The organism is Streptomyces sp. NPDC059740 (assembly GCF_042733155.1).
GTDB lineage: Bacteria > Actinomycetota > Actinomycetes > Streptomycetales > Streptomycetaceae > Streptomyces.
The window spans coordinates 1-26,990 of the sequence record NZ_JBHWGP010000016.1 but is presented as its reverse complement, the minus strand read 5'-3'; the positions used below and the strand labels follow the sequence as shown (position 1 = coordinate 26,990).

Below are 26,990 nucleotides of genomic sequence, written 5' to 3'. Positions count from 1 at the left end.
GGCCTCCCTGGCAGCACGTCCCGCCCCCGCCGCCCCGGCCCCGCCCACGCGGAACCGGGCGGCGGCCCCCGCAGGCGACGGACGCCTGCGCCGGGCCCTGGCGCACAACGCCCGGGCCTACGCCTTCCTCGCGGGTGGAGTCCTCTGCTTCGCGCTGTTCTCCTGGTACCCCGCGGTCCGGGCCGTGGTGATCTCCTTCCAGAAGTTCACCCCCGGCTCACCGCCCCAGTGGGTCGGCACCACCAACTTCACCCGCATCCTGGCCGACCCCGAGTTCGCGGCGGCCTGGCGCAACACCCTCACCTTCACCGCGCTGGCCCTGCTCCTCGGCTTCGCCGTGCCCTTCCTCACCGCCCTGGTCCTCAACGAACTGCGGCACGCCCGGGCCTTCTTCCGGGTCGTGGTCTACCTGCCGGTGATGATCCCGCCGGTGGTCAGCGCGCTGCTGTGGAAGTGGTTCTACGACCCGGGGGCGGGCCTGGCCAACCAGGTGCTCGGCTTCCTGCACCTGCCCACCTCCAACTGGTCCAACGGCTCCGACACCGCGCTGGTCTCCCTCGTCATCGTCGCCACCTGGGCCAACATGGGCGGCACGGTACTGATCTACCTGGCCGCGCTCCAGAGCATCCCGGGGGAGCTGTACGAGGCCGCCGAACTCGACGGCGCGGGCCTGCTGCAACGGGTGCGCCACGTCACGGTCCCGCAGACCCGCTTCGTCATCCTGATGCTGATGCTGCTCCAGATCATCGCCACTATGCAGATCTTCACCGAGCCCTTCGTCATCACCGGCGGCGGACCGGAGAACTCCACCGTCACCGTGCTGTACCTGATCTACAAGTACGCCTTCCTCTACAACGACTTCGGCGGCGCCTGCGCCCTCAGCGTCATGCTGCTGCTCCTGCTCGGCGTCTTCTCCGCCTTCTACCTGCGACTGACCCGCTCCAACCAGGACTGAAAGGGGGAGCGCCGCCGATGGCGACCACCCAGCCGTACGCGATCCGCACCCTCGTCTCCCCCCTGGCCCTCGCCCGCCGCCGCGGGAAGATCCTCTACTGGCTCGTCTTCGCCGCCGTGGTGCTGGCCTTCGCGCTGGCCTTCCTCTTCCCGGTGTACTGGATGGTCGCCGGCGCGGTGAAGTCCCCGGACGAACTCGTCCAGTCACCACCGACGCTCGTGCCGCACTCCTTCCACCCGGGCCAGTACGTCGAGGCCTGGAACTTCATGAACCTCTCCCAGCACCTGCTCAACACCGTGGTGCAGGCGGCCGGCGCCTGGCTGCTGCAGATCGTGCTGTGCACCGCCGCCGCCTACGCGCTCTCCAAGCTGCGGCCGGCGTTCGGGAAGGTCGTGCTCGGCGCCATCCTGGCCACCCTCATGGTGCCGGCGCAGGCCCTCGTCGTCCCCAAGTACCTCACCGTCGCCGACCTGCCGTTCCTCCACACCTCCCTGCTCAACGACCCGCTGGGGATCTGGCTGCCGGCCGTCGCCAACGCCTTCAACCTCTACCTGCTCAAGCGGTTCTTCGACCAGATCCCGCAGGACGTGCTGGAGGCCGCCGCCATCGACGGGGCCGGTCCGCTGCGCACGCTGTGGTCGGTCCTGCTGCCGATGTCCCGGCCGGTGCTCGGCGTCGTCTCGATCTTCGCGCTGGTCGCCGTCTGGCAGGACTTCCTCTGGCCGCTGATGGTCTTCTCCGACACCGACCAGCAGCCCATGAGCGTCGCGCTGGTGCAACTCGCGCTCAACACCCCGCTGTCCGTCCTGATCGCCGCCATGGTCATCGCCAGCATCCCCATGGTCGCGCTGTTCCTCGTCTTCCAGCGCCACATCATCGCCGGCATCGGTGCCGGCGCCACCAAGGGATGAGGCCGCAGGGCCACCGCGCCCCGACCACGCCTCGCGTTCCGGTCACCGCACCGAAAGGCCACACCACCGTGGGACAGACCTCCTCCGCACCCGCCCCCGCCGCCGAGACCACGGCCGCCCCGTGGTGGCGCTCGGCCGCCGTCTACCAGGTGTACCTGCGCAGCTTCGCCGACGGCGACGGCGACGGCACCGGGGACCTCGCCGGCGTCCGCGCCCGCCTGCCCTACCTCGCGGAACTGGGCGTCCAGGCGCTGTGGTTCAGCCCCTGGTACGCCTCACCCATGGTCGACGGCGGGTACGACGTGGCGGACTACCGCGCCATCCACCCCTCCTTCGGCACCCTCGCCGAGGCGGAGAAGCTCATCGCCGAGGCGCGCGGGCTGGGCCTGCGCAGCATCGTCGACATCGTCCCCAACCACATCTCCGACCAGCACCCCTGGTTCCGGGCCGCGCTCGCCGCCGGCCCCGGCAGCCCCGAGCGCGAACTCTTCCACTTCCGCGAGGGCCGCGGCCCGGACGGCTCGCAGCCGCCCAACAACTGGGTCTCGGAGTTCGGGGGAGTGCCCTGGACCCGGCTGCCCGACGGCCAGTGGTACCTGCACCTGTTCGCCGCCGGGCAGCCCGACCTCAACTGGGCGCACCCCGCGGTGCGCGAGGAGCACGAGGCGGTACTGCGCTTCTGGTTCGAGCGCGGCGCGGCAGGTGTGCGCATCGACTCGGCCGGTCTGCTGCTCAAGGACCCGGAACTGCCCGACTTCACCGTCGGCGTCGACCCGCACCCCTTCGTCGACCGGGACGAGCTGCACGAGGTCTACCGGTCCTGGCGGCGCCTGGCCGACGAGTACGACGGCGTCTTCATCGGCGAGATCTGGTTGCCGGACTCCGAACGCTTCGCCCGCTACCTGCGCCCCGACGAGCTCCACACCGCGTTCAACATGGACTTCCTCAGCCGCCCCTGGGACGCGGCGGAACTGCGCGCCTCCATCGACCGCACCCTGGCCGAGCACGCCCCGGTGGGCGCCCCCGCCACCTGGGTGCTGTGCAACCACGACGTCACCCGCACGGTCACCCGCTACGGCCGTGCCGAGAGCGGGTTCGACTTTGCGGCCAAGGCCTTCGGCACCCCCACCGACCTGGCGCTGGGCACCCGCCGCGCCCGCGCCGCCGCCCTGCTGACGCTGGCGCTGCCCGGTTCGGTCTACCTCTACCAGGGCGAGGAGCTGGGCCTGCCGGAGGTGGAGCTCGCCGTCGAACACATCCAGGACCCCATGCACGCCCGCTCCGGTGGCACCGACCCGGGCCGGGACGGCTGCCGGGTGCCGCTGCCCTGGGCCGCCGCCGCCCCGAACTGCGGCTTCGGCCCGGACGGTGGGACGTGGTTGCCGCAGCCCGCGGGCTGGGAGGCGTACGCGGTCGACCGGCAGGAGGCGGACCCCGACTCGATGCTCTCCCTGTACCGCACCGCCCTGCGGCTGCGGCAACGGGAGCCCGGGTTCGGCGACGGCGGCCTGTGGTGGCTGCCGTCCGACGCCGCCGTTCTCGCCTTCAGCCGCCCGGAGGGGCTGATGTGCGTGGTCAACCTCTCCACCGAGCCCGCCGAACTACCGGTGCACACCCGGGTGTTGCTGGCCAGCGGCCCGCTGACGGAGGAGGGCCGGCTGCCGCGGGACACCGCGGTCTGGCTCCGGGCCTGAACCCTCGCGGCCCGCGCGGGCCGAGCACTCCCGCCGCGCCGCCACCTCACGGGGCCGCGGGCGGGCGGGTTCCTCCGCCCGGCCGCAGCCCGACCCGGCCGGCCCCGGCCGTCGTGGCCGTGCCCCTCACGGCAGCGGCTGCGGGGGGCGCGGGCCCTCGTACCGCCCGGCGGGCCGCAGCCGCAGGGGGCTCTCCCGGTACTCCTCCACGGCGTGCGCGATCCACCCGGCCGTCCGCGCGAGGGCGAACAGCGTCTCGCCGCCGGTGGCCGGCATGTCGTAGGCGACGGTGAGCACCGCCAGCGCGAGGTCGACGTTGGCGTGCAGGCCGGAGTCGCGCGAGGCCGTCTCGACCACCTCGCGGGCCGCGGCCAGGGGTGCCGCCGCCCGCGGGTCGTCCGCCAGCAGGGCGAACAGGCAGACGGCCCGGGGGTCCTCGCCCCGGTAGACGCGGTGCCCGAGCCCCGGGACCGGTCGGCCGGACCGGAGGTGCTCGGCGACCACCTCGCCCGCTCCGCGCTCTCCCACCGCCACCAGCATCCCGTGCGCCGAGCCGCTGGCGGCCCCGTGCAGGGGGCCGTCCAGCGCGCCGAGCGCCGCCGAGACGACCGCGTAGGGGTGGGCGCGTACCGAGGCGGCGACGCGGGCGGCCAGCGTGGAGGCGGCCAGGTCGTGGTCGACCAGGAGCACCATGGCGGCCTGCAGCGCCCGCAGCCCGGCAGCGTGTGGCGCGAGGGAGGTCAGTTTCGGCCACAGGCGTTCCACCAGGGGCGCCGAGGCGTCCGGTGGCGGAGCGTTCTCCGCGACCGCCGGCAGCGCGTCGACCAGGACGGGGAGCAGCGCGCGGGCCGTGCCCGCCACCGCCCCGGGGGAGAGGTCGAAGCGCAACGGGTCGGCCGCCGCCGCGGCCGTCACCGCCGCCTGCAACCGGTCGACCGGCCCGCCGCCCACGGGCAGGGCGGCGACCGCCGCGCGGGCCGCCCGCAGGGCTGTGGCCGGGGAGGTCAGGCGCGCTCCCGGATGCGGCTCGCCGGTCCACAGCCAGCAGGCCACCTCCTCGAAGGTGCGGTGGCGGGCGAGGGCGGTGACGTCCACGCCGCGCAGGTGGCAGCGGTCGTCCTCGATCAGCGTGACGGCCGTGCGGAAGACCAGCTCCGGGCTCCTGCGGGCCGGCTCCCGCTGGGCCGACCGGTGGGCGAGGGCGTCGACCTCGCGGGCGTCGAAGGTGCTGCCCCGGCCGCCGGGCACCCGCCGGCTGCTGAGCTGGCCCCGGCTGACGTAGGCGTACACCGTCTCCGGTTTGACGCCCAGCCGCCGGGCCGCCTCCTGCGTGGTCAGGCGCGGTGCGTCCGCGTGCTCGGGGTCCGTCATGCCGCTCACCGTAACCGGCTCCATATGTTGATTCAAGTCAATCAACATTGACAATGATTGATGGCCGACGGACAGTCGATCTCAGTGGCGCCGCGCACTCCGGCGGTGCCCGCACCGCAGGGCTCCGGGTCCGCCGCCCCCGACAGCCCGCCGCCGCGACCGGAAGGACTGCGATGCCTCTCCAGACGACCGACACCCGCACCCCGGCCCCGCTCCGAGCCCCGCGAGGACTCGCCGGCGTAGTCGTCGCCGACACCGAGCTGGGCGACGTCCGAGGCGAGGAGGGCTTCTACCACTACCGCCAGTACTCGGCCGTGGAGCTGGCCCGCACCCGGACCTTCGAGGAGGTCTGGCACCTCGTGCTCCACGGCGACCTGCCGGACGGAGAGCAGCTCGCGGACTTCACCGCACGCACCGCCGCCCTCCGCCACCTCCCCGAGGCGGTGGGCCAGGCGCTCCCCGCGCTCGCCCGCGCCGGAGCGGGCAGCGGCCCCCTCGCCGGCCTGCGCACCGCCCTCTCCCTGGTCGGCGCCGCGGCCGGGACCCGCCCGCTCTACGACAGCGACCCGGCAAGCCGGCGCGCCGACGCCCTCGCCGTCTGCGCGATGGTCCCCACCCTGCTCACCGCCCTGCACCGGCTCGGTGAGGGCCTGACCCCCGTGGCGCCGCGCGAGGACCTCTCGCACGCCGCCAACTACCTCTACATGCTGACCGGCGAGGAACCCGACCCGGCGCACGCCCGCGCCGTCGAGCAGTACCTCATCGCCGCCGTCGACCACGGTTTCAACGCCTCCACCTTCACCGGCCGGGTCATCGCCTCCACCGGCGCGGACCTCGTGGCCTGCCTGTGCGGCGCGATCGGCGCGCTCTCCGGGCCGCTCCACGGCGGCGCCCCCAGCCGGGCACTTCAGGCCCTGGACGCCATCGGCACCCCGGAGCGCACGGACGACTGGATCCGCGCACAACTGGCCGGCGGGGAACGCCTCATGGGGTTCGGGCACGCCGTCTACCGCACCGAGGACCCCAGGTCCCGGCTGCTGAAGGAGGTGGCGGACGGCTTCGGCGGACCGCTCGTCGACTTCGCCCGCCACGTCGAGGAGCGCGCCGAGGCGCTGCTGGCCGAACTCAAACCGGGCCGGGAACTGCACATCAACGTGGAGTTCTACGCCGGCGTCGTCATGGAGCTGTGCGGCCTGCCGCGCGCCATGTTCACCCCCACCTTCTGCGTCGCACGTACCGTGGGGTGGAGCGCGAATATCCTGGAGCAGGCACAGGACGCGAAGATCATCCGGCCGTCGGCGCGCTACGTCGGCCCGCCGGCCCCGCAGCCGGTGCCCCGTTGACAGCGGTCGGTGCGTCCCTGCGGGCCCCGGCCGATCCCGGCAGCACTGGAGGAAGCACCCTTGTCCCACCGGCAGATCCCGGTCGTCGTCCTCGCCGGATTCCTGGGGTCGGGCAAGACCACGCTGCTCAACCACCTCCTGCGCACCACCACCGGTAGCCGGATCGGGGCCGTCGTCAACGACTTCGGCGCCATCGAGGTCGACGCCATGCTGGTGGCCGGGCAGGTCGGCTCGATGGTCTCGCTCGGCAACGGCTGCCTGTGCTGCGCGGTGGACGCAGGCGAACTTGACCACTACCTCGACCTCCTCTCCGGCCCCGCCGCCGCGGTCGACGTCATCGTCATCGAGGCGAGCGGGCTGGCCGAGCCCCAGGAGATCATCAAGATGGTGCTGGCCAGCGAGAACGACCGCATCGTCTACGGCGGGCTGGTGGAGGTGGTGGACGGCGCCGAGTTCACCGCCACCCGCGCCCGCCATCCCGAGATCGAGCGGCACCTGCGCGTCGCCGACCTCGTCGTCCTGAACAAGAGCGACCGGATCGACCCGGGCCCGCGGGCCGCCCTCGCGGACGAGCTGGCCGAGCTGGTGCCGGGCACCCCGATCGTCTCGGCGGCGCACGGCCGCGTCGACCCGCAGCTGCTCTTCGACCGGGCAGCCGGGGCCGGCGGCGAGAGGACGGCCGGGCAACTCTCCTTCGAGGACGTCTTCCGGGAGGCCGCCGCCGAGCAGACCGACGAGGCCTCGCACGCGGGGCACCTGCACGAGGCCTACCAGAGCGTGTCGTTCACCTCCGAGCGGGCCATGGACCCGCGCCGGCTCATGGCCTTCCTCGACAGCAGGCCCGCCGGCCTCTACCGGGTCAAGGGTTTCGTCCACTTCGACGTCCCCGGCAACCGGCAGAAGTTCACCGTGCACGCCGTCGGCGACTTCCTCCGCTTCTACCCCGGGGAGTGGGAGCCGGACGAGGTGCGGCACACCGCGCTCGTCCTCATCGGCAGCGGCGTCGACGCCGAGGCCCTCCACACCGACCTGGCAGCCTGCCGGGACGACGGCCCGTCCGCCCGGGAGCCGGCGGCGCAGGAGGCGGCAGCCGCGATCCCGGAGCCCGGAACGGACGCGGCCGACCTCGACGACCGCTCGATGTGGGGCGTCCTGCGCTACGTCCGGGAGCCCGCGGCACCGGTCGTCCAGGGGGCCGGGGCGGCCGGGGACGGGCAGCCGGGCTGAGCCGCCGCCGCGCCGGCCCCTCCCACCTCCGTCAGCCCGTGCCCCCCGGACGCAGACGCCCGTCGCGCACCTCGACCACCCGGTCCACCGCGGCCAGGTGGGTGCGGTCATGGGTGACCAGCACGGTCGCTGCGGCCCGCTGGTGGGTGAGGCGGGTGAGCAGGTCGACGACGGCGGCGCCGCGTGCGTGGTCGAGCGCGCTGGTGGGTTCGTCGACCAGGAGCACGGTGGGGTCGTTCATCAGGGCACGGGCGATGCCGACGCGTTGACGCTGGCCGCCGGAGAGCTGGTGGGGCCGCCGGCGGGCCTGGGCGGCCAGGCCCACGGCGTCCAGCAGGGCCATGGCCCGCTCCCGGGCACGCCGGGGGCCGCGACCACCGGTTCCCGCCATGACCTGGAGCTGTTCGACGGCGGTGAGCGAGGGCAGCAGGTGCGGCTGCTGGAAGACGACGCCGATGCTGCGGCGGCGCAGGGCGGTGAGCTCACCGCGGGACAGGCCGGAGGTGGTGACACCGTCGACGGTGACGGTCCCGGCGTCCGGGGCGACGAGGGTGGCGGCGACTGCGAGGAGGCTGGACTTCCCCGAGCCGGAGGGACCCACGACGGCGGTCACGCTCCCCTGTGGCACCCGCAGGCTCACCCGGTCCAGAGCGGTCAGCCGGGAGTCGCCGTCGGGATAGGTCAGGGTGACGTCGGTCAGGTGCAGGCTCATCGGGCACTCCCCAGGGCGGTCAACGGGTCGACGGAGGTGATGCGGCGGACGGACAGGGCCGCCCCGAGCACGCCGAGCAGCACCATGACGGCGGCCGGGACGAGCAAGGTGGCGGGCGTGAGGAGGAAGGGCACGGCCGAACCGGCGAGGAGGGCCCCCAGGCCGGCGGCGGCACCGGAGCCGATCAAGGTGCCCCCGGCCAGCAGGACGACGGCCTGGCCGAGCGCGTCCCCCAGCAGGCCGGCGGTGGAGGCGCCGAGGGCCTTCAGGACGGCGACGTCGCCGCTGCGCTGGATGGTCCACACGGTGAAGAAGGCGCCGATGACGGTCGCGGAGATCACGAAGAGGAAGCCGCGCATCAGCTGCAGCGAGCCGTTCTCCGAGGTGTAGGAGCCGATCGCGGACAGCGAGGCGTCCCGGGCGACCGTCCTGGTGCCCGCCGCCCGGTCGGTGGCCGCGAGGTCGGCGCCGGCGCCGGTGGTCAACGCGATGACGCCGGCGGTCGGCCCACCGGTCCGGCCGGTGGGGGGCGCGGTCCTGCGCCAGGTGTCCAGGGTCGTCCAGACGACGGGGGTGTGACTGAAGGAGGCGTCGCCCCGCACCGCCCGGACGCTCAGGTGCCGCCCGGCAAGGGTGACGGTGCCGCCCGCCGCGACACCGAGGTCGTCGGCGGCGGTGGCCGACAGGACCACCACCCGGTCACCGTCCACACCACCACCCGGAACCAGCCGCGAACCGGGCCGGACCCCGAAGACCGACACCCCGGCGCTCGCGCCGCCCGCGGTCGCCCGGGTGGTGCTGATGCCCAGCGGTTCGGCGCTCTCCACCCCCGGAGCCCCGGCCCACCGCCGCCACTGCTTCTCGGTGACGGTCGACCCGGAGAAGGACAGGTCCTCGCCGCGGCCCGGCGCACCGAAGGCGATCTCGTCCGCGGGCAGGTCGGTGATGGCGGAGACGTTCTGCCGGCCCAGCCCGGCCGTCAGCCCGGACAGCAGGCCGACCAACAGGGTGATCAGCACGACGACGGCCCCCATCAGGGCGAACCGCCCCTTGGCGAACCTCAGGTCTCTCCAGGCGACGAACACGGCTCCGGCCTGCTCTCTGACGTGGGGAAGAAGGACGTCCCCACCCTCGCCCCCGACCCCCCAGCCGGGCATCCGGCCCAGGGCGGCAGTTTCCGCACCGAAAGGCGGCAGCCGGGTTGTCACTTTCGACGGAAGCGCCGAGGCGGGCCGGGTCCCTAACCTGGAAGGATCGTGAACGCCGCCGCCCCCGCCCCGATCCCCACCACCCGCGCCCTCGCCTGGTGCCTGCACCTGCTGGTCGCCGCCCTGCTGGCCCTCGCCGCCGGCCGGGCCGTCGTCGATCACCGCCCGAACGCCGGGGCCGTGGTCGCCGCCGCCCTGACCTGCGCCCTGGCCTACGCGGCCGGCCCCGCCCTGCCGGGCGTCCGCCGCTCGCGGCGGGCCGCCGCGGTGTGGCTGGCCGTCGTGGGCGCCGCCTGGCTGGTCCTGCTCGTCCTCACCGCCGACGGGGTGTGGATGGCGTTCCCGCTGTACTTCCTCCAGCTCCACCTCTCCTCCCGCCGCTCCGGGCCGGTCGCGGTGGCCGTCACCGCGGCGGCGGCCGTCGCCGGCTTCGCCGCGCACCAGGGCTCCTTCAGCGCGGCGATGGCGATCGGACCGGCGCTGGGCGCCGCCGTCGCCGTCGCGGTGGTGTGGGGCTACCAGGCGCTGTACCGGGAGAGCGAGCACCGCAGACACCTGATCGAGGAGCTCACCGCCGCCCGCGCCGACCTGTCCCGCGCCCAGCACACCGCGGGGGTGCTGGCCGAACGCGAACGTCTGGCCCGCGAGATCCACGACACCCTCGCCCAGGGCCTCACCAGCATCCAACTGCTGCTGCGCGCCGCCGAGCGCGCCCTGCCGGACGCCCCGCACCACGCCTCCCGCCACGTGGAGCAGGCCCGGCAGGCCGCCGTCGACAACCTCGCCGAAGCGCGTCGCTTCGTCGTCGCGCTCGGCCCGCCCGCCCTGGAGGGGACCACCCTGGCCGGTGCGCTGCAGCGCCTGTGCGCCACCACCAGCACCCGCCACCAGGTCACCGCGCGCTTCCACCTCACCGGCACCCCGGTGCCCCTGCCGACCGCCCACGAGGTCGCGCTGCTGCGCATCGCCCAGTCCGCCCTCGCCAACACCGTCCGGCACGCCCGGGCGACCACCGCGGACATCACCCTCAGCCACCCCGGCGGCCACGTCCTGCTGGAGGTCGTCGACGACGGACGGGGCTTCGACCCCGACGACCTGCCCGCGCAGGACCCCGAGGCCGGAGGGTTCGGGCTGGCCGCCATGCGCGCCCGGCTCCACGCGCTCGGCGGCACCCTTGCCCTCGTGGCCGCCCCCGGCCACGGCACCGCCCTGGCTGCCCGGCTTCCCCTGGCCGCCCCCGACTCCGAGGACCGCCCGTGACCGACGCCCCCATCCGCCTGCTGCTCGCCGACGACCACCCCGTGGTCAGGGCCGGGCTGCGCGCCGTGCTGGAGACCGAACCCGGCCTCGCCGTGGTGGCCGAGGCCGCCACCGCCGAAGCCGCCGTCGCCCGCACCGCCCAGGGAGACATCGACGTCGTCCTCATGGACCTGCGGTTCGGTGCGGGGATGGGCGGTGCCGAGGCCACCGCCGCCATCACCGCACGTCCCGGGGCCCCTCGCGTTCTGGTCGTCACCACCTACGACAGCGACGCCGACACCCTGCCCGCCATCGAGGCGGGCGCCACCGGCTACCTCCTCAAGGACGCCCCGCCCGAGGAACTGGCCGCCGCCGTGCACACGGCCGCCCAGGGCCGCACCGCGCTGGCCCCCACCGTCGCGGACCGGCTGATGAACCGGCTGCGCACTCCCGGCACCGCGCTGACCCGCCGCGAGAGGGAGGTGCTCACGCTGGTGGCCGAGGGCCTGTCCAACCAGGCGGTCGGCCGGCGGCTGCACCTCACCGAAGGCACCGTCAAGTCCCACCTGGCCCGCATCTACACCAAGCTCGACGTCGACTCCCGTACCGCTGCCGTCGCCACCGCCACCGGGCTCGGCCTCATCCGCCGGTGAACGGCCCGGGGCCCCTCGCGCACACCGGCGCGAGAGGCCCCGCACACCTCACGGACAGCAGTCCCGACGCCACCGGCCGCACACCGGTGAGCCTCCTGCGCCACATGCCTGCCGGCAGACCGCCGGCAGGCATGTGGGGCCTCCTACACCGGTCCCGCGACCACGGCCACGTTCTTGGCCAGCGGCGTTCCCGAGCCGTCCCGCCGCGGGTCCACCTCCGGCAGCGGCACCGGCCCGCCCTTGGCGTCGGCCGCGCGGGCGGGCGTGGGGCCGGCCCAGGCGAACGTCAGATGGTCCTCGCCCTTCAGGAAGCGGTGGCAGCGCACGCCGCCGGTGGCCCGGCCCTTGCGCGGGTACTGGTCGAACGGGGTGAGCTTGGCCGTGGTGGCCGAGTCGTCCAGCGTGCCGTGCGCACCGGTCACGGTGAACACCGCCGCGTCCGCCGCCGGATCGATGGCGTGGAAGGACACCACCCTGGCCCCCTCGCCCAGCTTCACCCCCGCCATGCCGCCGGCTGGCCGGCCCTGCGGGCGCACCACCGAGGCCGGGTAGCGCAGGAGTTGCGCCTCACTGGTGATGAAGACCAGGTCCTCCTCACCGGTGTGCAGCTCGACGGCGCCCACCAGGCGGTCCCCCTCCTTGAGGGAGATCACCTCCAACTCCTCCCGGTTGGCCGGGTAGTCGGGCACGACCCGCTTGACCACACCGCCCTCGGTGCCCAGCGCCAGGCCGGGCGAGGACTCGTCCAGCGTGGTCAGGCAGAGCACCCGCTCGTCGTCACCGAGGGAGAGGAACTCCGAGATCTGCGCGCCGCCCGAGAGGTTCGGGCCGGTGAGGTTCTCGGGGAGCTGCGGCAGGTCGATCACCGACAGCCGCAGCAGCCGGCCCGCGGAGGTCACCGCGCCCACCTCGCCCCGCGCGGTCGCCGGCACCGCCGAGACCACCACGTCGTGGCGGACCCGCTTGGCGTCCGTGGCGAAGGTGACGTCCCCGGTGGGGGTACGGGCCAGCAGCCCCGTCGAGGAGAGCAGCACCCGGCACGGGTCGTCGGCGACCTGGAGCGGCACCGCGGCCACCGTGGTGCCCGAGGACTCCACCAGCGTGGTGCGCCGCGGCGTGCCGTACTTCTTGGCGACGGTGGCGAGTTCGGAGGAGACCAGCTTGCGCAGTTCGGCGTCCGAGTCCAGGATCGCGGTCAGCTTCTCGATGTCGTCGGTGAGCTGGTCGCGCTCCGACTCCAGCTCGATGCGGTCGAAGCGGGTCAGCCGGCGCAGCGGCGTGTCGAGGATGTACTGCGTCTGGATCTCGCTGAGCCCGAACCGCTCGATCAGGCGCTCCTTGGCCTGCGCGCTGTTGTCGCTGGAGCGGATGAGGCGGATGACCTCGTCGATGTCGACCAGCGCGACCAGCAGGCCCTCGACCAGGTGCAGCCGGTCCCGCTTGCGCCCGCGGCGGTACTCGCTGCGCCGGCGCACCACGTTGAAGCGGTGGTCGACGTAGACCTCCAGCAGCTCCTTGAGGCCCAGCGTCAGCGGCTGGCCGTCCACCAGCGCCACGTTGTTGATGCCGAAGGACTCCTCCATGGCGGTCAGCTTGTAGAGCTGGGCCAGGACCGCCTCGGGGTTGAAGCCGTTCTTGATCTCGATGACCAGCCGCAGGCCGTGCTGCCGGTCGGTGAGGTCCTTCACGTCGGCGATGCCCTGGAGCTTCTTCTGCCCCACCAGGTCCTTGATCTTGGAGATGACCTTCTCGGGGCCCACCGCGAAGGGCAGTTCCGTGACCACCAGGCCCTTGCGCCGGGGGGTGACGTCCTCCACCGCGACCGTGGCGCGCATCTTGAACGTGCCGCGTCCGCTCTCGTACGCGTCGCGGACGCCGCTCAGGCCCACGATCTGCCCGCCCGTGGGAAGGTCGGGGCCGGGCACGAACTTCATCAGCGTGTCGAGGTCGGCGTTGGGGTGCTTGATGAGGTGGCGGGCGGCCGCCACGACCTCGCCCAGGTTGTGGGGCGGCATGTTCGTCGCCATGCCGACGGCGATGCCCGAGGCGCCGTTGACCAGCAGGTTGGGGTACGCGGCGGGCAGGGTGATCGGCTCCTGCTCCTGGCCGTCGTAGTTGGGGGCGAAGTCGACGGTGTCCTCGTCGATGGACTCCGTCATCAGCGAGGTGGCCGAGGCCATGCGGCACTCGGTGTACCGCATCGCCGCCGGCGGGTCGTCGTTGCCCAGCGAGCCGAAGTTGCCGTGGCCGTCCACCAGCGGCAGCCGCATCGAGAAGGACTGCGCCATGCGCACCAGCGCGTCGTAGATGGAGGCGTCGCCGTGGGGGTGGAGCTTGCCCATCACCTCACCGACCACACGCGCGCACTTGACGTAACCGCGCTCGGGACGCAGCCCCATCTCGTTCATCTGGTAGAGGATGCGGCGGTGCACGGGCTTCAGGCCGTCGCGGGCGTCGGGCAGGGCACGCGAGTAGATGACCGAGTACGCGTACTCGAGGTAGGAGCCCTGCATCTCGTCCACGACGTCGATGTCGAGGATGCGCTCCTCGAAGTCGTCCGGCGGAGGCGGGGTCTTCGTGCTGCGGCGGGCCATCGCGGCTGGGGCTCCTTCGCTTCGCTTGCTGCCGATGGTGGCAGCCTGTTCGGGACTCGGCGGTCGCGGTCACGGGGCCGGGCACCCGACGCGGTGCGGGGGCCGGGACCGCCGGGTGATCGGACGGACTGACGCCGACCATTGTGGACCTCCCCACCGACAACACCGACCACGCCCCGTGGACGCGGCCGGGTCGGGCGGCCCGCGGGCCCCGCCGGCGCGGGGGCGGCCGGCCGCCGCAGGGCACGTCACCGCGGCGTACGCGAGGGGCACGCGGCCGGGCGGTTTCCCGCCTCGCCGGGCGGATCCGGGGGGATTCTTCGCCACGGACCGACGTGCTTGCATACAGTGACGACGACCGAGACCGACCACGCGACCCGTCCCGGACGTGCCACTGCGTGACCTCCCACCGGGAGGCAGGGCGCTCCGGCGGCGGTCGCAGCATGAACCAGACATGACACCGATTACTGACGGACATCACCAGCGGATCGAAGGGACCCCCATGCCCATGGGTCACACGGCCACCGAACAGGCCGGCTCCGGCGGCCTCACAGCGACCGAGCACCGGCTGGACAACGGCCTGCGCGTGGTGCTCTCCGAAGACCACCTGACCCCGGTCGCAGCGGTCTGCCTGTGGTACGACGTCGGCTCGCGTCACGAGGTCAAGGGCCGCACCGGCCTCGCCCACCTCTTCGAGCACCTCATGTTCCAGGGCTCCGCACAGGTCAAGGGCAACGGCCACTTCGAACTCGTGCAGGGCGCCGGCGGCTCCCTCAACGGCACCACCAGCTTCGAGCGCACCAACTACTTCGAGACCATGCCCGCCCACCAGCTGGAGCTCGCGCTGTGGCTGGAGGCGGACCGCATGGGCTCGCTGCTCGCCGCCCTCGACCTCCAGTCGCTGGACAACCAGCGCGACGTGGTCAAGAACGAGCGCCGGCAGCGCTACGACAACGTGCCCTACGGCACCGCCTTCGAGAAGCTGACGGCCATGGCCTACCCCGAGGGCCACCCCTACCACCACACCCCCATCGGCTCGATGGCCGACCTGGACGCCGCCTCCCTCGCGGACGCCCAGGAGTTCTTCCGCACCTACTACGCGCCCAACAACGCGGTCCTCGCGGTGGTCGGCGACATCGACCCCGAGCAGACGCTGGCCTGGATCGAGAAGTACTTCGGTTCCATCCCCTCCCACGACGCCAAGCGCCCGCCCCGGGACGGCACGCTGCCCGACACCATGGGCGGCGAACTGCGCGAGGTCGTCCGCGAGGAGGTGCCCTCCCGCGCCCTCATGGCCGCCTACCGCCTCCCGCACGACGGCACCCGCGAGGCCGACGCCGCCGACGTCGCCCTGACCGTCCTGGGCGGCGGCGAGTCCTCCCGCCTCTACAACCGCCTGGTCCGCCGCGACCGCAGCGCCGTCGCCGCGGGCTTCGGCCTGCTGCGCCTGTCCGGTGCGCCCTCGCTCGGGTGGCTGGACGTGAAGACCTCCGGCGGGGTGGAGGTCGCCGCCGTGGAGTCCGCGGTCGACGAGGAGCTGGCCCGGTTCGCGCAGGAGGGGCCGAGCCCCGAGGAGATGGAGCGCGCCCAGGCGCAGCTCGAACGCGAGTGGCTGGACCGGCTGGCCACCGTCGGCGGCCGTGCGGACGAACTGTGCCGCTACGCCGTCCTGTTCGGCGACCCCCAGCTCGCCCTCACCGCCGTCGGGCGCGTGCTCGACGTCACGGCGGAGGAGGTGCAGGCCGTCGCCCGGGAACGGCTGCGGCCCGACAACCGGGCGGTGCTGGTGTACGAACCGACCGTCCCCACCGAGACCGAGGCCACCGGAGCCGAGGACGCGGTCGAGGGCGCCACCGTCACCGACGTCCCCGCCGACCAGGGAAACGCCGAAGAGGAGCCGGCCAAGTGACCGAGACCGTCAGCCCCCAGATGACCCTGCACCCCCAGCCGCAGGCGGGCCAGGCCAAGCCGTGGGCGTTCCCCGCGCCCGAGCGCACCTCGCTGCCCAACGGCCTGACCGTCCTGCACTGCGACCGGCCCGGCCAGCAGGTCGTGGCCGTCGAGGTCAACGTGGTCGCGCCGCTGGCCGCCGAGCCCGAGAGCCTGGACGGCGTCGCCACCATCATGGCCCGTGCCCTGTCGGAGGGCACCGACCGCCACGACGCCGAGGAGTTCGCCGCCGAACTCGAACGCTGCGGTGCCACCCTGGACGCCGGCGCGGACCACCCGGGCATCCGGGTCTCGCTGGAGGTGCCCGCCTCCCGCTTCACCCACGCCCTGGGCCTCCTCGCCGACGCCCTGCGCGCCCCCGCCTTCCCCGAGGGCGAGATCGAACGCCTGGTGCGCAACCGGCTCGACGAGATCCCCCACGAGCTGGCCAACCCCGGACGCCGGGCGGCCATGGCGCTGTCCAAGGAGCTCTTCCCGGCCGACTCCCGCCTCTCCCGCCCCCGCCAGGGCACCGCGGAGACGGTGGAGCGCATCGACACCGCCGCCGTCCGCGACTTCTACCGCGCGCACGTGCGGCCGGCCACCACCACCGCCGTGATCGTCGGCGACCTCTCCGGCATCGACCTGCCGCAGGCGCTGGCCGGCACCCTCGGGGCGTGGACGGGTTCGCTGGCCGAGCCCCGGCCGAAGGCCCCGGTGACCGCCGACGACACCGGCCGCGTGGTCATCGTCGACCGGCCCGGTGCGGTCCAGACCCAGCTCCTCATCGGCCGCATCGGCCCGGACCGCCACGACCGGGTCTGGCCCGCGCAGATGCTGGGCACCTACTGCCTGGGCGGCACCCTCACCTCGCGCCTGGACCGGGTGCTGCGCGAGGAGAAGGGCTACACCTACGGCGTGCGCGCCTTCGGCCAGGTCATCGACTCCAGCGCCGACGGCAAGGGTGCGGCCATGCTCGCCATCAGCGGCTCGGTGGACACCGCCTCCACCGGCCCGGCGCTGGAGGACCTCTGGAAGGTGCTGCGCACGCTCGCCGCCGAGGGGCTCACCGACGCCGAGCGGGACGTCGCGGTGCAGAACCTCGTAGGTGTGGCCCCGCTGCGCTACGAGACCGCCGCAGCCGTCGCCGGGACGCTCGCGGACCAGGTCGAGCAGGAACTGCCCGACGACCACCAGGCGCAGCTCTACCTGCGGATGGCGCAGACCGGAACGGTGGAGGCGACCGCCGCCGTGGTCGCGGCCTTCCCCGCGGACCGGCTGGTCACCGTGCTGGTGGGCGACGCCTCGCAGATCGAGGAGCCCGTCCGGGCGCTGGGCATCGGCGAGGTGAAGGTGGTCAGCGGCTGACCACCCCGGTGGGCCCACGCCCCCACTGCGCTCCCCGCTGCCAGGACCCGGCCCGCCAGGTCCTGGCAGCGGGTGCGTCCGGCGCCCGCCCGCTCACCGCCGCATCGCCCGCCCCGGTACTCGCCGGCAATCCGCCTCTTTTCCTCTGCGTGTCGGCCAAATATCGCCCGTCCTGCGGCTCATGCCTTCGAAAGAGCACCGGCGATCCAATAGAGTCCTCGGTGAATGGTGCCGTCCGGCGGCATTCGGAGAAATCTTCCGAGGGGGCGTGAGAAATGCAGGACCGTCTCCGGGCGCACACCGTGTGCACCGCCATGCGCGACGACATCGTCTCCGGCGCCCTCCCGCAGGGCAGCCGCCTGATCGAGGAACTGCTGGCCGGACGGTACGGCGTCTCCCGCGTCCCCGTACGGGAGGCCCTGCGCACCCTCGCCTCCGAGGGATTCGTCACCACCCGCCGGCACGCGGGCGCCGTCGTCGCCCACCCCTCGGCGCAGGAGGCCGCCGACCTCCTCGACCTCTGGGCGAGCGTGCAACCGCTGGGCGCGGCCCGCGCCGCGTCCCGCCGCACCCCCGCCCACCTCAACGTGCTGCGCGGGCTGGTCCGGCTGGGACGGGAGCAGGCACGCCACGGGCACGCCGATGACCTGCGACGACTGAACACCTGGCTGTACGGCACGCTGGCCCAGGCCTGCGGCACCCCCACCCTGACGGACCTGTTGGTGCAGCTCCACCGCAAGATCGACTGGATGTACACCGTCGATCCGGAACTGTTGCCGGACCCGCCGCCGCGCCAGGAGCGCCGCAGGCCGGGGACCTCGGCGACGGCGTACCGGGCCCTGGCCTCCTGGGAGGAGGCGGCAGCCGTGGTGGACGCGGTGGCGCGCACCGACGCCGCCCGCGCCCGCTCCCTGATGGCCTGCCACCTCCAGCGCACCCTGCCCGCCCACCGCCTGCGCCGACCGGCCGTGCGGACTGGGAAACACCCCGTCAACACGGAACGCTCCGGCAGTTAACAAAGGCCCCGTATACACAGTGGGGGAACCGGAGCGCGGGGAAATCCCGGCTGGTGCGCGAGGAGGCTGGTCGCGCTATCGCCGGCGCGCTCCACCGGGCTGAACGGAAGAATTCCGCACCCGTCGACCGGTGCATTCCCTCCTCTTCCTCGTCGCCTTTCCCTGTTCCTCCGCGTGCGTTTTCCGTCGTTTTCCGTGCACCTTCCCGGAAAGCCTTTCCGCACTGGTGACCCGGAGACGACGCCCACCGGCTTCCGCCTCGGCCGGTGACACCCGGGACGCGCCCGTGGACGGTGCCGGTGCCGCCAACGGCGACGGCCCCGTCCGGTGGGTCCGCCGTGGGGGGCGGGGGCCGGACGGGGCCGTACGGGCGCGGGCCCCGGTGGGGCCGGCAGAAGGTCAGACGGTCTCGGGGAGCTCCTCCAGCCCCTCGGCGACCAGCTTGGCCAGGCGGTCGAGCGCGGCCTCGGCGCCCTCGGCCTCGGAGGCGAGGACGATCTCCTCGCCGCCCTGCGCGCCCAGGCCCAGCACCGCGAGCATCGAGGCGGCGTTGACCGGAGTGCCGTCGGTCTTGGCGATCGTCACCGGAACGCCGGAGGCGTTGGCCGCACGGACGAAGATCGAAGCGGGGCGGGCGTGCAGGCCCTCGGCCCAGCCGACGTTGACGCGGCGCTCAGCCATGGTTCTGCCCTTCAGGTCGATACTGTTGTCTAGACCAGTCTCTCACGAGCTCCGGGACGCCCGAGGGGTCCCGGTGTGTCACCTCTACCACGTCCGACCGGCCGATTCCCACCGGCCGGGGGCGGCCCCGACCGGCCGGGCGCACCGCCCGCGCCCCCACCCCGGGCGTCCGGGGCCGCCGCCGGGCCGCTGCCCGTACGCTGGCCACATGGTGACTGCGGCGGACTCCGACCCCGAACACCCGGCTGCCTACCCGGCCCACTGGGAGGCGGACGTCGTCCTGCGCGACGGCGGCACCGCCCGCGTCCGGCCCATCACCCCGGACGACGCCGAGCGGCTGGTCGCCTTCTACGAGCAGGTCTCCGACGAGTCGAAGTACTACCGGTTCTTCGCGCCCTACCCGCGCCTGTCCGACCGGGACGTGCACCGCTTCACCCACCACGACTACGTCGACCGCGTGGGCCTGGCAGCCACCGTGGGCGGCGAGTTCATCGCCACCGTCCGCTACGACCGCATCGACGACACCGGCCGGCCCGCCACCGCGGACACCGCCGACCAGGCTGAGGTCGCCTTCCTCGTACGCGACGACCACCAGGGCCGGGGCGTCGCCTCCACCCTCCTCGAACACGTCGCCGCAGTGGCCCTGGAACGCGGGGTGAGGCGCTTCGCCGCCGAGGTCCTCCCGGCCAACACGAAGATGATCAAAGTCTTCACGGACGCCGGCTACACCCAGAAGCGGTCCTTCGAGGACGGCGTGGTCCGGCTGGAACTCGACCTCGAACCCACCGAACGCTCCCTGGCGGTGATGCGCGGCCGGGAGCAGCGCGCCGAGGCCCGAGCCGTGCAGCGGCTGCTCGCGCCGGAGTCCGTCGCCGTCGTGGGGGTCGGGCGCCGGCCCGGCGGCGTGGGCCGCACGGTGGTGCGCAACCTCCTGGACGCCGGGTTCACCGGACGGGTCCACGCCGTCAACCACGCCTTCCCCGCAGACCCCGGCACCCCCGGACCCGAGGGCGTACCGGGATACCGGTCGGTGCGCGAGATCCCCGAACCCGTCGACCTCGCCGTCGTCTCGGTGCCCGCCGACGCCGTACCGGACGTGGTCCGCGACTGCGGTGCCCACGGCGTGCGCAGCCTGGTCGTCCTCAGCTCCGGCTACGCCGAGACCGGCCCCGCCGGCCGCGACCGCCAGCGCGAACTGCTGCGCCTCACCCGCTCCCACGGCATGCGGCTCATCGGCCCGAACGCGTTCGGCGTCCTCAACACCGCCGCCGGAGTGCGCCTGAACGCCTCCCTCGCCCCCCTGCTCCCCGCTGCCGGACGGATCGGGCTGTTCACCCAGTCCGGAGCCATCGGCATCGCCCTCCTCAGCGCCCTGCACCGCCGCGGGCCCGCCGGTGCCGCCGCCTGGGAACCGCCCCGCCCGGCAGCCGGGGAGGACCAGACCCCCGCCGCGGGCCCCGACGGGCGCACCCCCGCCCGGGACGCCGCAGCCCGGCCCAAGCCGGGAGAGGGGGCCGGCGAGACCGCCTCCACCGACCCCGCACACCGCCTCGCCCCCGGCGGGCTGGCCGGCCTGTCCACCTTCGTCTCCGCGGGCAACCGCGCCGACGTCTCCGGCAACGACCTCCTGCAGTACTGGTACGACGACCCCACCACCGACGTCGTCCTCCTCTACCTGGAGTCCATCGGCAACCCGCGCAAGTTCACCCGCCTCGCCCGCCGCACCGCCGCCGTCAAACCCGTCGTCGTCGCCAAGGGAGCCCGGCACCACGGCATGACGCCGCCCGGGCACGCCGTTCCCACCAGCCACATCCCCGACGCCACGGTCACCGCGCTGATGCGGCAGGCCGGCGTGATCCGCGTCGACACCGTCACCGAACTGATCGACGTGGGCCTGCTGCTCGCCGCCGGCCCGCTGCCCGCCGGGCCCCGGGTGGCGATCATCGGCAACTCCGAGGCGCTGGCCTTCCTCACCTACGACTCCTGCCTCACCGAGGGCCTCCGCCCCCTCCAGCCGCACGTCCTGGCCGCCTCGGCCAGCCCCGAGGACTTCCACCAGGCACTGCGGCGCACCCTCGCCGACGAGAACTGCGACGCCGTCGTCGTCACCGCCATCCCCTGGGTCGGCGAGGGGCAGTTCAGCCCGCACGACCCCGCCTCCACCGCCCCCTGGGGCGAGGGCGCCGACCTGGCCGCCGCCCTGCGCACCGCGGCCGGCGGACCCAAGCCCGTCGCGGTGGCCCACCTCGCCATGGACGCGCTCGCCACCTGCCTGGCCACCCGCGACGAGGGCCACCCCGTGACGATCCCGGCCTACCCGGCGGCCGAGCGTGCGGTGCGCGCCCTCGCCGAGGCGACCTGGTACGCCCGGTGGCGGCGCCAGGCCGCGGTGCCCGGCCGGGTCCCGGAGTTCGAGGACATCGAGGAAGCGGCCGCGGGGGAGGACATCACCCGGCTGCTGGCGGACCTGGTGGACGAGGCCGACCCGCACCGTTCGATCCCGCTGCCACCGGCCACCAGCCGTGCCCTGCTCGCCCGTTACGGCATCGACGTGCGCCCCGCCCCGGCGGCGGCCGACGCGGACGCCGCGGTGGCCGCCGCCCAGCGGCTGGGCTACCCGGTGGCGCTGAAGACCACCGCACCCCACCTGCGGCACCGCGCCGACCTGGGCGGTGTCCGCCTGGACCTGCGCGGCGAGGACGAACTGCGCCGCGCCTACGCCGACATGACCGCCGCCCTCGGCACCCCCCGGGAACTGCGCCCGGTGGTGCAGGCCATGGTGCCGCGCGGGGTGGACACCGTGCTGCGCGCCGCCGTCGACCCGGTGGCGGGGGCGGTGCTCACCTTCGGGCTGGCCGGCGCGCCCTCCCAGCTCCTGGGCGACACCGCGCACCGCCTCATCCCGGCCACCGACCGGGACGTGGCCGAACAGGTCCGCTCGGTGCGCGCCGCCCCCCTGCTCTTCGGCTGGCGCGGTGCCGAGCCCGTCGACACCACGGCCCTGGAGGAGCTGATGCTGCGCCTCTCCCGCCTCGTCGACGACCACCCCGAGGTGGTGGGCGTCGACCTCGAACCCGTCGTCGTGGCCCCCCGCGGAGTTGCCGTCCTGGACGCCGCCGTCCGCCTGGCCCGCCCGCCGGCCACCACCGACCTGGGGCCGCGCAGGCTGCCTGCCTACTGAGACCCCGGCCCGCCCGCGCCCGCCCGTGCCCAGGGGAGGGCCCCGGGCACGCGCGGCGCCCGCGAGCGCCCGGCCCCCCGGCCCCCGGCCGCTCCCGCCCGGGGCGGCGGTCCGGGCGGCCGGGGTGTGCGCGGGCCGTAGGATGGGCGGCATGGCTAAGACCGGTACGACGACCCAGGGGCTGCGCACGGCGATCGAGCGCAGCGGCTACTACCCGGCCCTCGTGTCCGAGGCGGTGCAGACCGCGGTCGGCGGCGAAGCCGTGGTGTCGTACCTGGTGCACCAGGAGACCACCTTCGACGCCAACGAGGTGCGCCGGCACGTGACCGTGCTGGTGCTCACCCCGACCCGCTTCATCGTCAGCCACACCGACGAGCAGGGCCCCGAGGGCGGCACGACCGCAGCCCCCGCCGCCCCGTCCGCCACCACCTCCACCGAGTCGGTCAAGATCGGCCGGATCTCCTCGGTGGTCCTCAGCCGGGTCGTGGCCAACCCCGAGTCCTACACACCGGGGACCCTGCCGCGCGAGGTGGTCCTCACCATCGGCTGGGGCGCCGTCTCCCGGCTCGACCTCGAACCCGCCACCTGCGGCGACCCCGACTGCGAGGCCGACCACGGCTACACCGGCTCGGCCACCGCGGACGACCTCTCGCTGCGGGTCAGCGAGGCGGGCGACGGTCCCGACACGGTGCGCCAGACCCTCGCCTTCGCCCAGGCGCTCTCGGAGGCCACCGCAGCGGCCGGCACCCGCTGATGCCGACCCCCTCCGACCTGTGGCCGGAGCCCCTGGACCTCGCGACGGCGCCCCTGCCGCGCTACGGCTCGGGCTCGCTCGCGGACCTGCTGCCGACCCTCGCCGCGGGTCAGGGGGTGCCGGGCCTCACCGCCGGCCTCGACCTCGTCCCGGCCGACCGCGTCTGCGTCTTCCTCGTCGACGGCCTGGGCTGGGAGCTGCTGCGCGACCACCCCGAGGACGCGCCGTTCCTGCACTCCCTGCTGCCGTCCTCGCTGGGCGGCACCGGGGCCCCGCTGACCGCGGGGTTCCCCTCCACCACCGCCACCTCGCTGGCCTCGGTCGGCACCGGACTGCCGCCGGGGGCGCACGGGCTGGCCGGGTACACCACCCAGAACCCGGCCACCGGCGCACTGATGAACCAGCTCCGGTGGTACCCGTGGACCGATCCCACGGCCTGGCAGCCGCACCCCACCGTCTTCCGGCTCGCCGACGCGGCCGGCGTCGCGACCTGCCAGGTCTCCTCGCCGGACTTCGCCACCACCCCGCTGACGAAGGTGGCGCTCAGCGGCGGCACCTTCCACGGGCGGCTGTCCGGTGAGGACCGCATGGACCTGGCCGCCGACCGGCTGGCCGCCGCCGACCGCACCCTGGTCTACACCTACTACTCCGACCTGGACGGCAACGGCCACCGCCACGGCGTCGACTCCGACGCCTGGCGCGGCCAACTCGCCTACGTCGACCGGCTGGCGCAGCGGCTGGCCGAGCAACTCCCGCCCCGCTCGGCGCTGTACGTGACCGCCGACCACGGCATGATCGACGTCCCCTTCGACGACGAGCACCGCATCGACTTCGACGAGGACTGGGAACTGAGGGCCGGTGTACGCATGCTGGGCGGCGAGGGCCGCGCCCGGCACGTCTACGCCCACCCCGGTGCCGCCGCCGACGTCCTCGCCGTGTGGCGGGAGGTCGTGGGCGACCGCATGTGGGTGGCCGGGCGCGAGGAGGCGATCGACGCGGGCTGGTTCGGCCCCCGGGTCGAGGACCGCGTGCGGGAGCGGATCGGTGATGTGGTGGCCGCCGCCCACGCCGACGTGGTGATCATCGCCTCCGAGACCGAGCCCCGGGAGTCCGCGATGGTCGGCATGCACGGTTCCCTGACCCCCGTCGAGCAGCTCGTGCCGCTGCTGGAGGTCCGCGCCTGACGGGTGCGGGGTCTCAGGCCTCGATCACGGTGAAGGCTGCGCCCTCCGGGTCCGCCACCGTGGCCAGACGCCCGAAGGGCGAGTCCTGCGGGGCCTGCAGCACCCGTCCCCCCAGCTCGGTGACCCGCCGCACCGCCACGTCGGTGTCGGCGACCGCGAAGTACGTGCTCCAGTAGGGCACCTCCCCGCGGGGCAGGCGCTCCCCGGCGCCGAACAGGCCCGCGACGGGGCGGCCCGCGAGGTGCAGGGTCAGGTAGTCGAACCCGCCCTCCGCCGCCGCGCCGCCGCCCGCCCCAGCGCCTTCGGGGCCGACCGTCCCGGTGTCGAAGGGGAAGACGTGGGTGTAGAAGGGACGGCTGGCGCCGGTGCGCCAGGTCACCAGCTCGTGCCAGGCCACACTGCCGGGCTCACCCGTCACCGCGGCGCCCGTCATCGCCGTCCCCTGCCAGACCCCGAAGACGGCGCCCTGCGGGTCGGCGGCGATCATCATCCGCCCCTGGTCCTCGGCGTCCAACGGCCCCACCGCGACCGTACCGCCCCCGGACCGCACCGCCTGCGCCGTGACGTCGGCGTCCTGGGAGGCGAAGTAGGGCGTCCACGAGACGGGCAGCCGCCGGCCCGCGGGGAGCTCACCCAGCCCCGCCACCTCCCGGCCACCCAGCGTGGCCCGCACATAGGGCCCGAACTGGCCGGGGCCCTCGGTGAACTCCCAGCCGAACAGGGCCCGGTAGAAGTCCCGCGCCGGCTCCAGCCCGTGCACCAGCAGGCTCACCCAGCAGGGCCGACCCGCTGTACCGGCGGTCGCCTCGGTCGTCATCGTCTCGCTCCTCGCCAGGCCCACGCCGGGACGGCCGTGCGGACGCCCCGGTGACCTTCGCCAGTATGCAGCGCGACCACCCGCTCCGGCGCGGAGTGAAACGGCACCCCGGCGGGCGGTGAACACCTGTGCCGACCGGGCGCCGAGCCGTGTTGGTGCGCGGGGGAGCGGCCCGCTCCGGTTCAGCCCTTCAGGGCCACCGCGATGCTGTCGAGGTCCGCGAGAAGCGCGGTGACACGCTCCTGCGGAACCGCCCGGACCATGCGTTCTTCCACGGCGTAGACGGCAGCCTGCACCAGGGCGAGGCGGGCCCGGCCCTCCTCGGTCAGGTGGGCGGGCCGGGCCCGGCCGTGGTCGGAGTCGGCAGGGCGGGTGATCAGCCCGGCCTCCTGCAGGCCCCGCAGGACGACGTTGCCGGACTGCCGGGTGACGAAGGTCGCGCGGGCGAGGTCGGCGTTGGACATGCCGGGGCGCAGGGCCAGCATCTCGAGAGCGGAGTACTGCGGCACCGTCAGCCCGTGCTCGCGCAGGACCCCGTCCATGGCGCTGCGCAGTGCGGCCTGGGCGCGTTTGAGTTGGTAGCCCACATGGCGGGTGACGTCGGCCGTGGGATCGGGCGGCTGTGGCGTGCTCTCGTCCATGTCAGTATTTTGACATAGAGGTGCCGGGGTCATAGCCTCTCCTATGTCAAAGTTCTGACATCACCAGTGAGGAATGCCTGTGTCTGTCGCCGTAGACGGTCCCGACTTCATCGCCCTGCAGGTCCGCGACGTGGACGCCGCGGCGTCCTTCTGCGAGCAGCACCTGGGCCTGCGGCGGGCCGCGGTCTCCCCGCCGCACGCGGTCGTGTTCGACACCCAGCCGGTTCCGTTCGCCATCCGGGAACCCCTCCCGGGAGTCGACCTGGACGAAACCCCGAGGCCCGGCCTCGGGATGGTGCTCTGGTTCCGCACCGCGGACGCGCACCAGCTCCACGACCAGCTCGCCGCCGCCGGAGTCAAGATCCTCGTGCCGGTGACGCAGAGCCCCTTCGGGCCGATGTTCTCCTTCGAGGGTCCCGAGGGCTACACCCTCACCGCGCACGGCGGCTGACCCGCACCCTGCCGCCCTCTTCCGCACCTCCTCGAACGGCCTTGGCCACAGGAAGGGGCGGGGGAGGGCGCGGTGCTGCTCCGGGCGCGGCGGTGGACGAGCCCCGCCCCGACCTCCGGGCAGCGGGCGCGACACCGGCCCGCCCGCGCACCCCCGCTTGCGCGAAGATGGGCGCATGAACGCGATCGTCACTCCCGCCGCACTCGAAGCCGAACTGGCCGGAACGGCGCCCCCGGTACTCCTGGACGTGCGCTACCGCATGGGCGGCCCCTCCGGCCGCCCCGAGTACGAGAAGGGGCACCTGCCCGGTGCCGTCTACGTGGACCTGGAGAGCGAACTGGCGGGCCCACCCGGCCAGGAGGGCCGCCACCCGCTGCCGCCGCTCGACGTCTTCACCCACGCCATGCGTGCGGCGGGGGTCGGCGACGGGCGCGCCGTCATCACCTACGACGACGGGCAGGGCTGGGCCGCCGCCCGCGCCTGGTGGCTGCTGCGCTGGGCCGGGCACACGGCCGTGCGCGTCCTGGACGGCGGCCTCGCCGCATGGACCGCGGAAGGCCGGCGCCTGAGTACCGACACGCCCGCCCCGCAGGCGGGGGACTTCACCCCCAGGCCCGGCTCACTGCCCACCCTCACCGCCGACGGTGCCGCGCAACTCGCCCGGCGTGGGGTGCTGTTGGACGCCCGTGCGGGGGAGCGCTACCGGGGCGAGGTCGAGCCCGTCGACAAGGTGGCCGGACACATCCCCGGCGCGGTCTCGGCGCCCACGATGCAGACCGTCGCCGAGGACGGCACCTTCCGCCCCCGCGCCGACCTCGTCGCACACTTCACCGCCCTCGGTGCCACCCCCGACGCGGAGGTGGGGGTCTACTGCGGCTCCGGGGTGTCCGCCGCGCAGGAGGCGCTGGCACTGCATCTCGCAGGCGTCGACGCGGCGTTGTACGTGGGTTCGTGGAGTGAGTGGTCCAGGGACGCGAGCCGCCCGGTGGCCACCGGGGCCCAGCCCGGCTGAGCCCGGACGGCGGCGCGCGCCAGCACCGGCCGATCGGCCGGTGCTGGCG

The 26,990-nt window shown here is 74.3% G+C and carries 22 protein-coding genes; 15 read left to right on the top strand and 7 right to left on the bottom strand.

Features of this window, described 5'->3' with window-relative positions; all coding sequences use genetic code 11:
* Nucleotides 1–7 precede the first annotated feature (7 nt).
* Genes ACFV3R_RS19770 through ACFV3R_RS19760 form a run of 3 tightly spaced genes read left to right on the top strand, consistent with a single transcriptional unit; the run spans nt 8 to nt 3,560 of the window.
* Nucleotides 8–955, top strand: a complete 948-nt coding sequence (locus tag ACFV3R_RS19770; RefSeq protein WP_385584509.1) for a carbohydrate ABC transporter permease — start codon at nt 8–10, stop codon at nt 953–955.
* Between the two features lie 17 nt (nt 956–972).
* Nucleotides 973–1,866, top strand: coding sequence for a carbohydrate ABC transporter permease (locus ACFV3R_RS19765; protein WP_385584289.1), 894 nt, complete (start codon nt 973–975; stop codon nt 1,864–1,866).
* Nucleotides 1,863–3,560, top strand: coding sequence for a glycoside hydrolase family 13 protein (locus ACFV3R_RS19760; protein ID WP_385584286.1), 1,698 nt, complete (start codon nt 1,863–1,865; stop codon nt 3,558–3,560). The genes ACFV3R_RS19765 and ACFV3R_RS19760 overlap by 4 nt, the downstream gene beginning before the upstream one ends.
* A gap of 126 nt (nt 3,561–3,686) precedes the next feature.
* On the opposite strand, the gene ACFV3R_RS19755 is transcribed toward ACFV3R_RS19760, so the two are convergent.
* Complete coding sequence (locus ACFV3R_RS19755; RefSeq protein ID WP_385584283.1) at nt 3,687–4,931, bottom strand: citrate/2-methylcitrate synthase; 1,245 nt, start codon at nt 4,929–4,931, stop codon at nt 3,687–3,689.
* Between the two features lie 173 nt (nt 4,932–5,104).
* Between ACFV3R_RS19755 and ACFV3R_RS19750 the strand changes: the two genes are divergently transcribed.
* Both ACFV3R_RS19750 and ACFV3R_RS19745 read left to right on the top strand, forming a co-directional pair.
* Nucleotides 5,105–6,274, top strand: a complete 1,170-nt coding sequence (locus ACFV3R_RS19750; protein ID WP_385584278.1) for a citrate synthase — start codon at nt 5,105–5,107, stop codon at nt 6,272–6,274.
* Between the two features lie 60 nt (nt 6,275–6,334).
* A complete protein-coding gene (locus ACFV3R_RS19745) occupies nt 6,335–7,501 on the top strand; it encodes a CobW family GTP-binding protein (RefSeq protein WP_385584275.1) in 1,167 nt (388 codons plus the stop codon).
* A 31-nt stretch (nt 7,502–7,532) separates the two neighbouring features.
* Here ACFV3R_RS19745 and ACFV3R_RS19740 read toward each other — a convergent pair whose 3' ends face one another.
* The gene (locus ACFV3R_RS19740; protein WP_385584272.1) at nt 7,533–8,213 is read right to left on the bottom strand and encodes an ABC transporter ATP-binding protein; all 681 of its coding nucleotides are present in this window, start codon (nt 8,211–8,213) and stop codon (nt 7,533–7,535) included.
* Nucleotides 8,210–9,298 (bottom strand): ABC transporter permease, encoded by a 1,089-nt coding sequence (locus ACFV3R_RS19735; RefSeq protein WP_385584269.1) that lies wholly within the window; start codon nt 9,296–9,298, stop codon nt 8,210–8,212. The genes ACFV3R_RS19740 and ACFV3R_RS19735 overlap by 4 nt, the downstream gene beginning before the upstream one ends.
* Nucleotides 9,299–9,469: 171 nt before the next feature.
* Between ACFV3R_RS19735 and ACFV3R_RS19730 the strand changes: the two genes are divergently transcribed.
* Nucleotides 9,470–10,681 (top strand): sensor histidine kinase, encoded by a 1,212-nt coding sequence (locus ACFV3R_RS19730; protein WP_385584266.1) that lies wholly within the window; start codon nt 9,470–9,472, stop codon nt 10,679–10,681.
* Nucleotides 10,678–11,313, top strand: a complete 636-nt coding sequence (locus tag ACFV3R_RS19725; protein WP_385584263.1) for a response regulator — start codon at nt 10,678–10,680, stop codon at nt 11,311–11,313. The genes ACFV3R_RS19730 and ACFV3R_RS19725 overlap by 4 nt, the downstream gene beginning before the upstream one ends.
* Nucleotides 11,314–11,456: 143 nt before the next feature.
* On the opposite strand, the gene ACFV3R_RS19720 is transcribed toward ACFV3R_RS19725, so the two are convergent.
* Entirely contained in the window at nt 11,457–13,907 is a 2,451-nt protein-coding gene (locus ACFV3R_RS19720) for a DNA topoisomerase (ATP-hydrolyzing) subunit A (RefSeq protein ID WP_385584260.1), read from the bottom strand.
* Nucleotides 13,908–14,409: 502 nt separating this feature from the next.
* On the opposite strand from ACFV3R_RS19720, the gene ACFV3R_RS19715 reads away from it, so the two are divergent.
* The 3 genes from ACFV3R_RS19715 to ACFV3R_RS19705 all read left to right on the top strand — a co-directional run bounded on the left by ACFV3R_RS19715 (nt 14,410) and on the right by ACFV3R_RS19705 (nt 18,220).
* On the top strand, nt 14,410–15,816 hold the full coding sequence (locus ACFV3R_RS19715; RefSeq protein ID WP_385584257.1) for a M16 family metallopeptidase: 1,407 nt from the start codon (nt 14,410–14,412) through the stop codon (nt 15,814–15,816).
* A gap of 20 nt (nt 15,817–15,836) precedes the next feature.
* A complete protein-coding gene (locus ACFV3R_RS19710; RefSeq protein ID WP_385584506.1) occupies nt 15,837–17,204 on the top strand; it encodes a M16 family metallopeptidase in 1,368 nt (455 codons plus the stop codon).
* A 275-nt stretch (nt 17,205–17,479) separates the two neighbouring features.
* Nucleotides 17,480–18,220 (top strand): GntR family transcriptional regulator, encoded by a 741-nt coding sequence (locus tag ACFV3R_RS19705; RefSeq protein ID WP_385584254.1) that lies wholly within the window; start codon nt 17,480–17,482, stop codon nt 18,218–18,220.
* Between the two features lie 399 nt (nt 18,221–18,619).
* Here the strand turns inward: ACFV3R_RS19705 and ACFV3R_RS19700 are convergent, their stop codons facing one another.
* Nucleotides 18,620–18,901 (bottom strand): HPr family phosphocarrier protein, encoded by a 282-nt coding sequence (locus ACFV3R_RS19700; RefSeq protein ID WP_385584251.1) that lies wholly within the window; start codon nt 18,899–18,901, stop codon nt 18,620–18,622.
* A gap of 208 nt (nt 18,902–19,109) precedes the next feature.
* Here ACFV3R_RS19700 and ACFV3R_RS19695 point away from each other — a divergent pair, with 208 nt between their 5' ends.
* The 3 genes from ACFV3R_RS19695 (at nt 19,110) to ACFV3R_RS19685 (ending at nt 24,020) form a co-directional block, all read left to right on the top strand.
* On the top strand, nt 19,110–22,082 hold the full coding sequence (locus tag ACFV3R_RS19695) for a GNAT family N-acetyltransferase (RefSeq protein ID WP_385584247.1): 2,973 nt from the start codon (nt 19,110–19,112) through the stop codon (nt 22,080–22,082).
* A gap of 151 nt (nt 22,083–22,233) precedes the next feature.
* Nucleotides 22,234–22,836, top strand: coding sequence for a DUF5998 family protein (locus ACFV3R_RS19690; RefSeq protein ID WP_385584243.1), 603 nt, complete (start codon nt 22,234–22,236; stop codon nt 22,834–22,836).
* Nucleotides 22,836–24,020 carry an alkaline phosphatase family protein gene (locus ACFV3R_RS19685; RefSeq protein ID WP_385584240.1) on the top strand — a complete coding sequence of 395 codons (1,185 nt, stop codon included), beginning with the start codon at nt 22,836–22,838 and terminating at the stop codon, nt 24,018–24,020. Before ACFV3R_RS19690 ends, ACFV3R_RS19685 begins: the two co-directional genes overlap by 1 nt.
* 13 nt (nt 24,021–24,033) lie before the next feature.
* On the opposite strand, the gene ACFV3R_RS19680 is transcribed toward ACFV3R_RS19685, so the two are convergent.
* Both ACFV3R_RS19680 and ACFV3R_RS19675 read right to left on the bottom strand, forming a co-directional pair.
* On the bottom strand, nt 24,034–24,837 hold the full coding sequence (locus ACFV3R_RS19680) for a VOC family protein (RefSeq protein WP_385584237.1): 804 nt from the start codon (nt 24,835–24,837) through the stop codon (nt 24,034–24,036).
* Nucleotides 24,838–25,019: 182 nt separating this feature from the next.
* Nucleotides 25,020–25,478, bottom strand: coding sequence for a MarR family winged helix-turn-helix transcriptional regulator (locus ACFV3R_RS19675; protein ID WP_385584234.1), 459 nt, complete (start codon nt 25,476–25,478; stop codon nt 25,020–25,022).
* A gap of 79 nt (nt 25,479–25,557) precedes the next feature.
* Between ACFV3R_RS19675 and ACFV3R_RS19670 the strand changes: the two genes are divergently transcribed.
* Both ACFV3R_RS19670 and ACFV3R_RS19665 read left to right on the top strand, forming a co-directional pair.
* A complete protein-coding gene (locus tag ACFV3R_RS19670; protein ID WP_385584231.1) occupies nt 25,558–25,929 on the top strand; it encodes a VOC family protein in 372 nt (123 codons plus the stop codon).
* A gap of 175 nt (nt 25,930–26,104) precedes the next feature.
* Nucleotides 26,105–26,941, top strand: coding sequence for a sulfurtransferase (locus tag ACFV3R_RS19665; protein WP_385584228.1), 837 nt, complete (start codon nt 26,105–26,107; stop codon nt 26,939–26,941).
* The last annotated feature ends 49 nt before the right edge of the window (nt 26,942–26,990 follow it).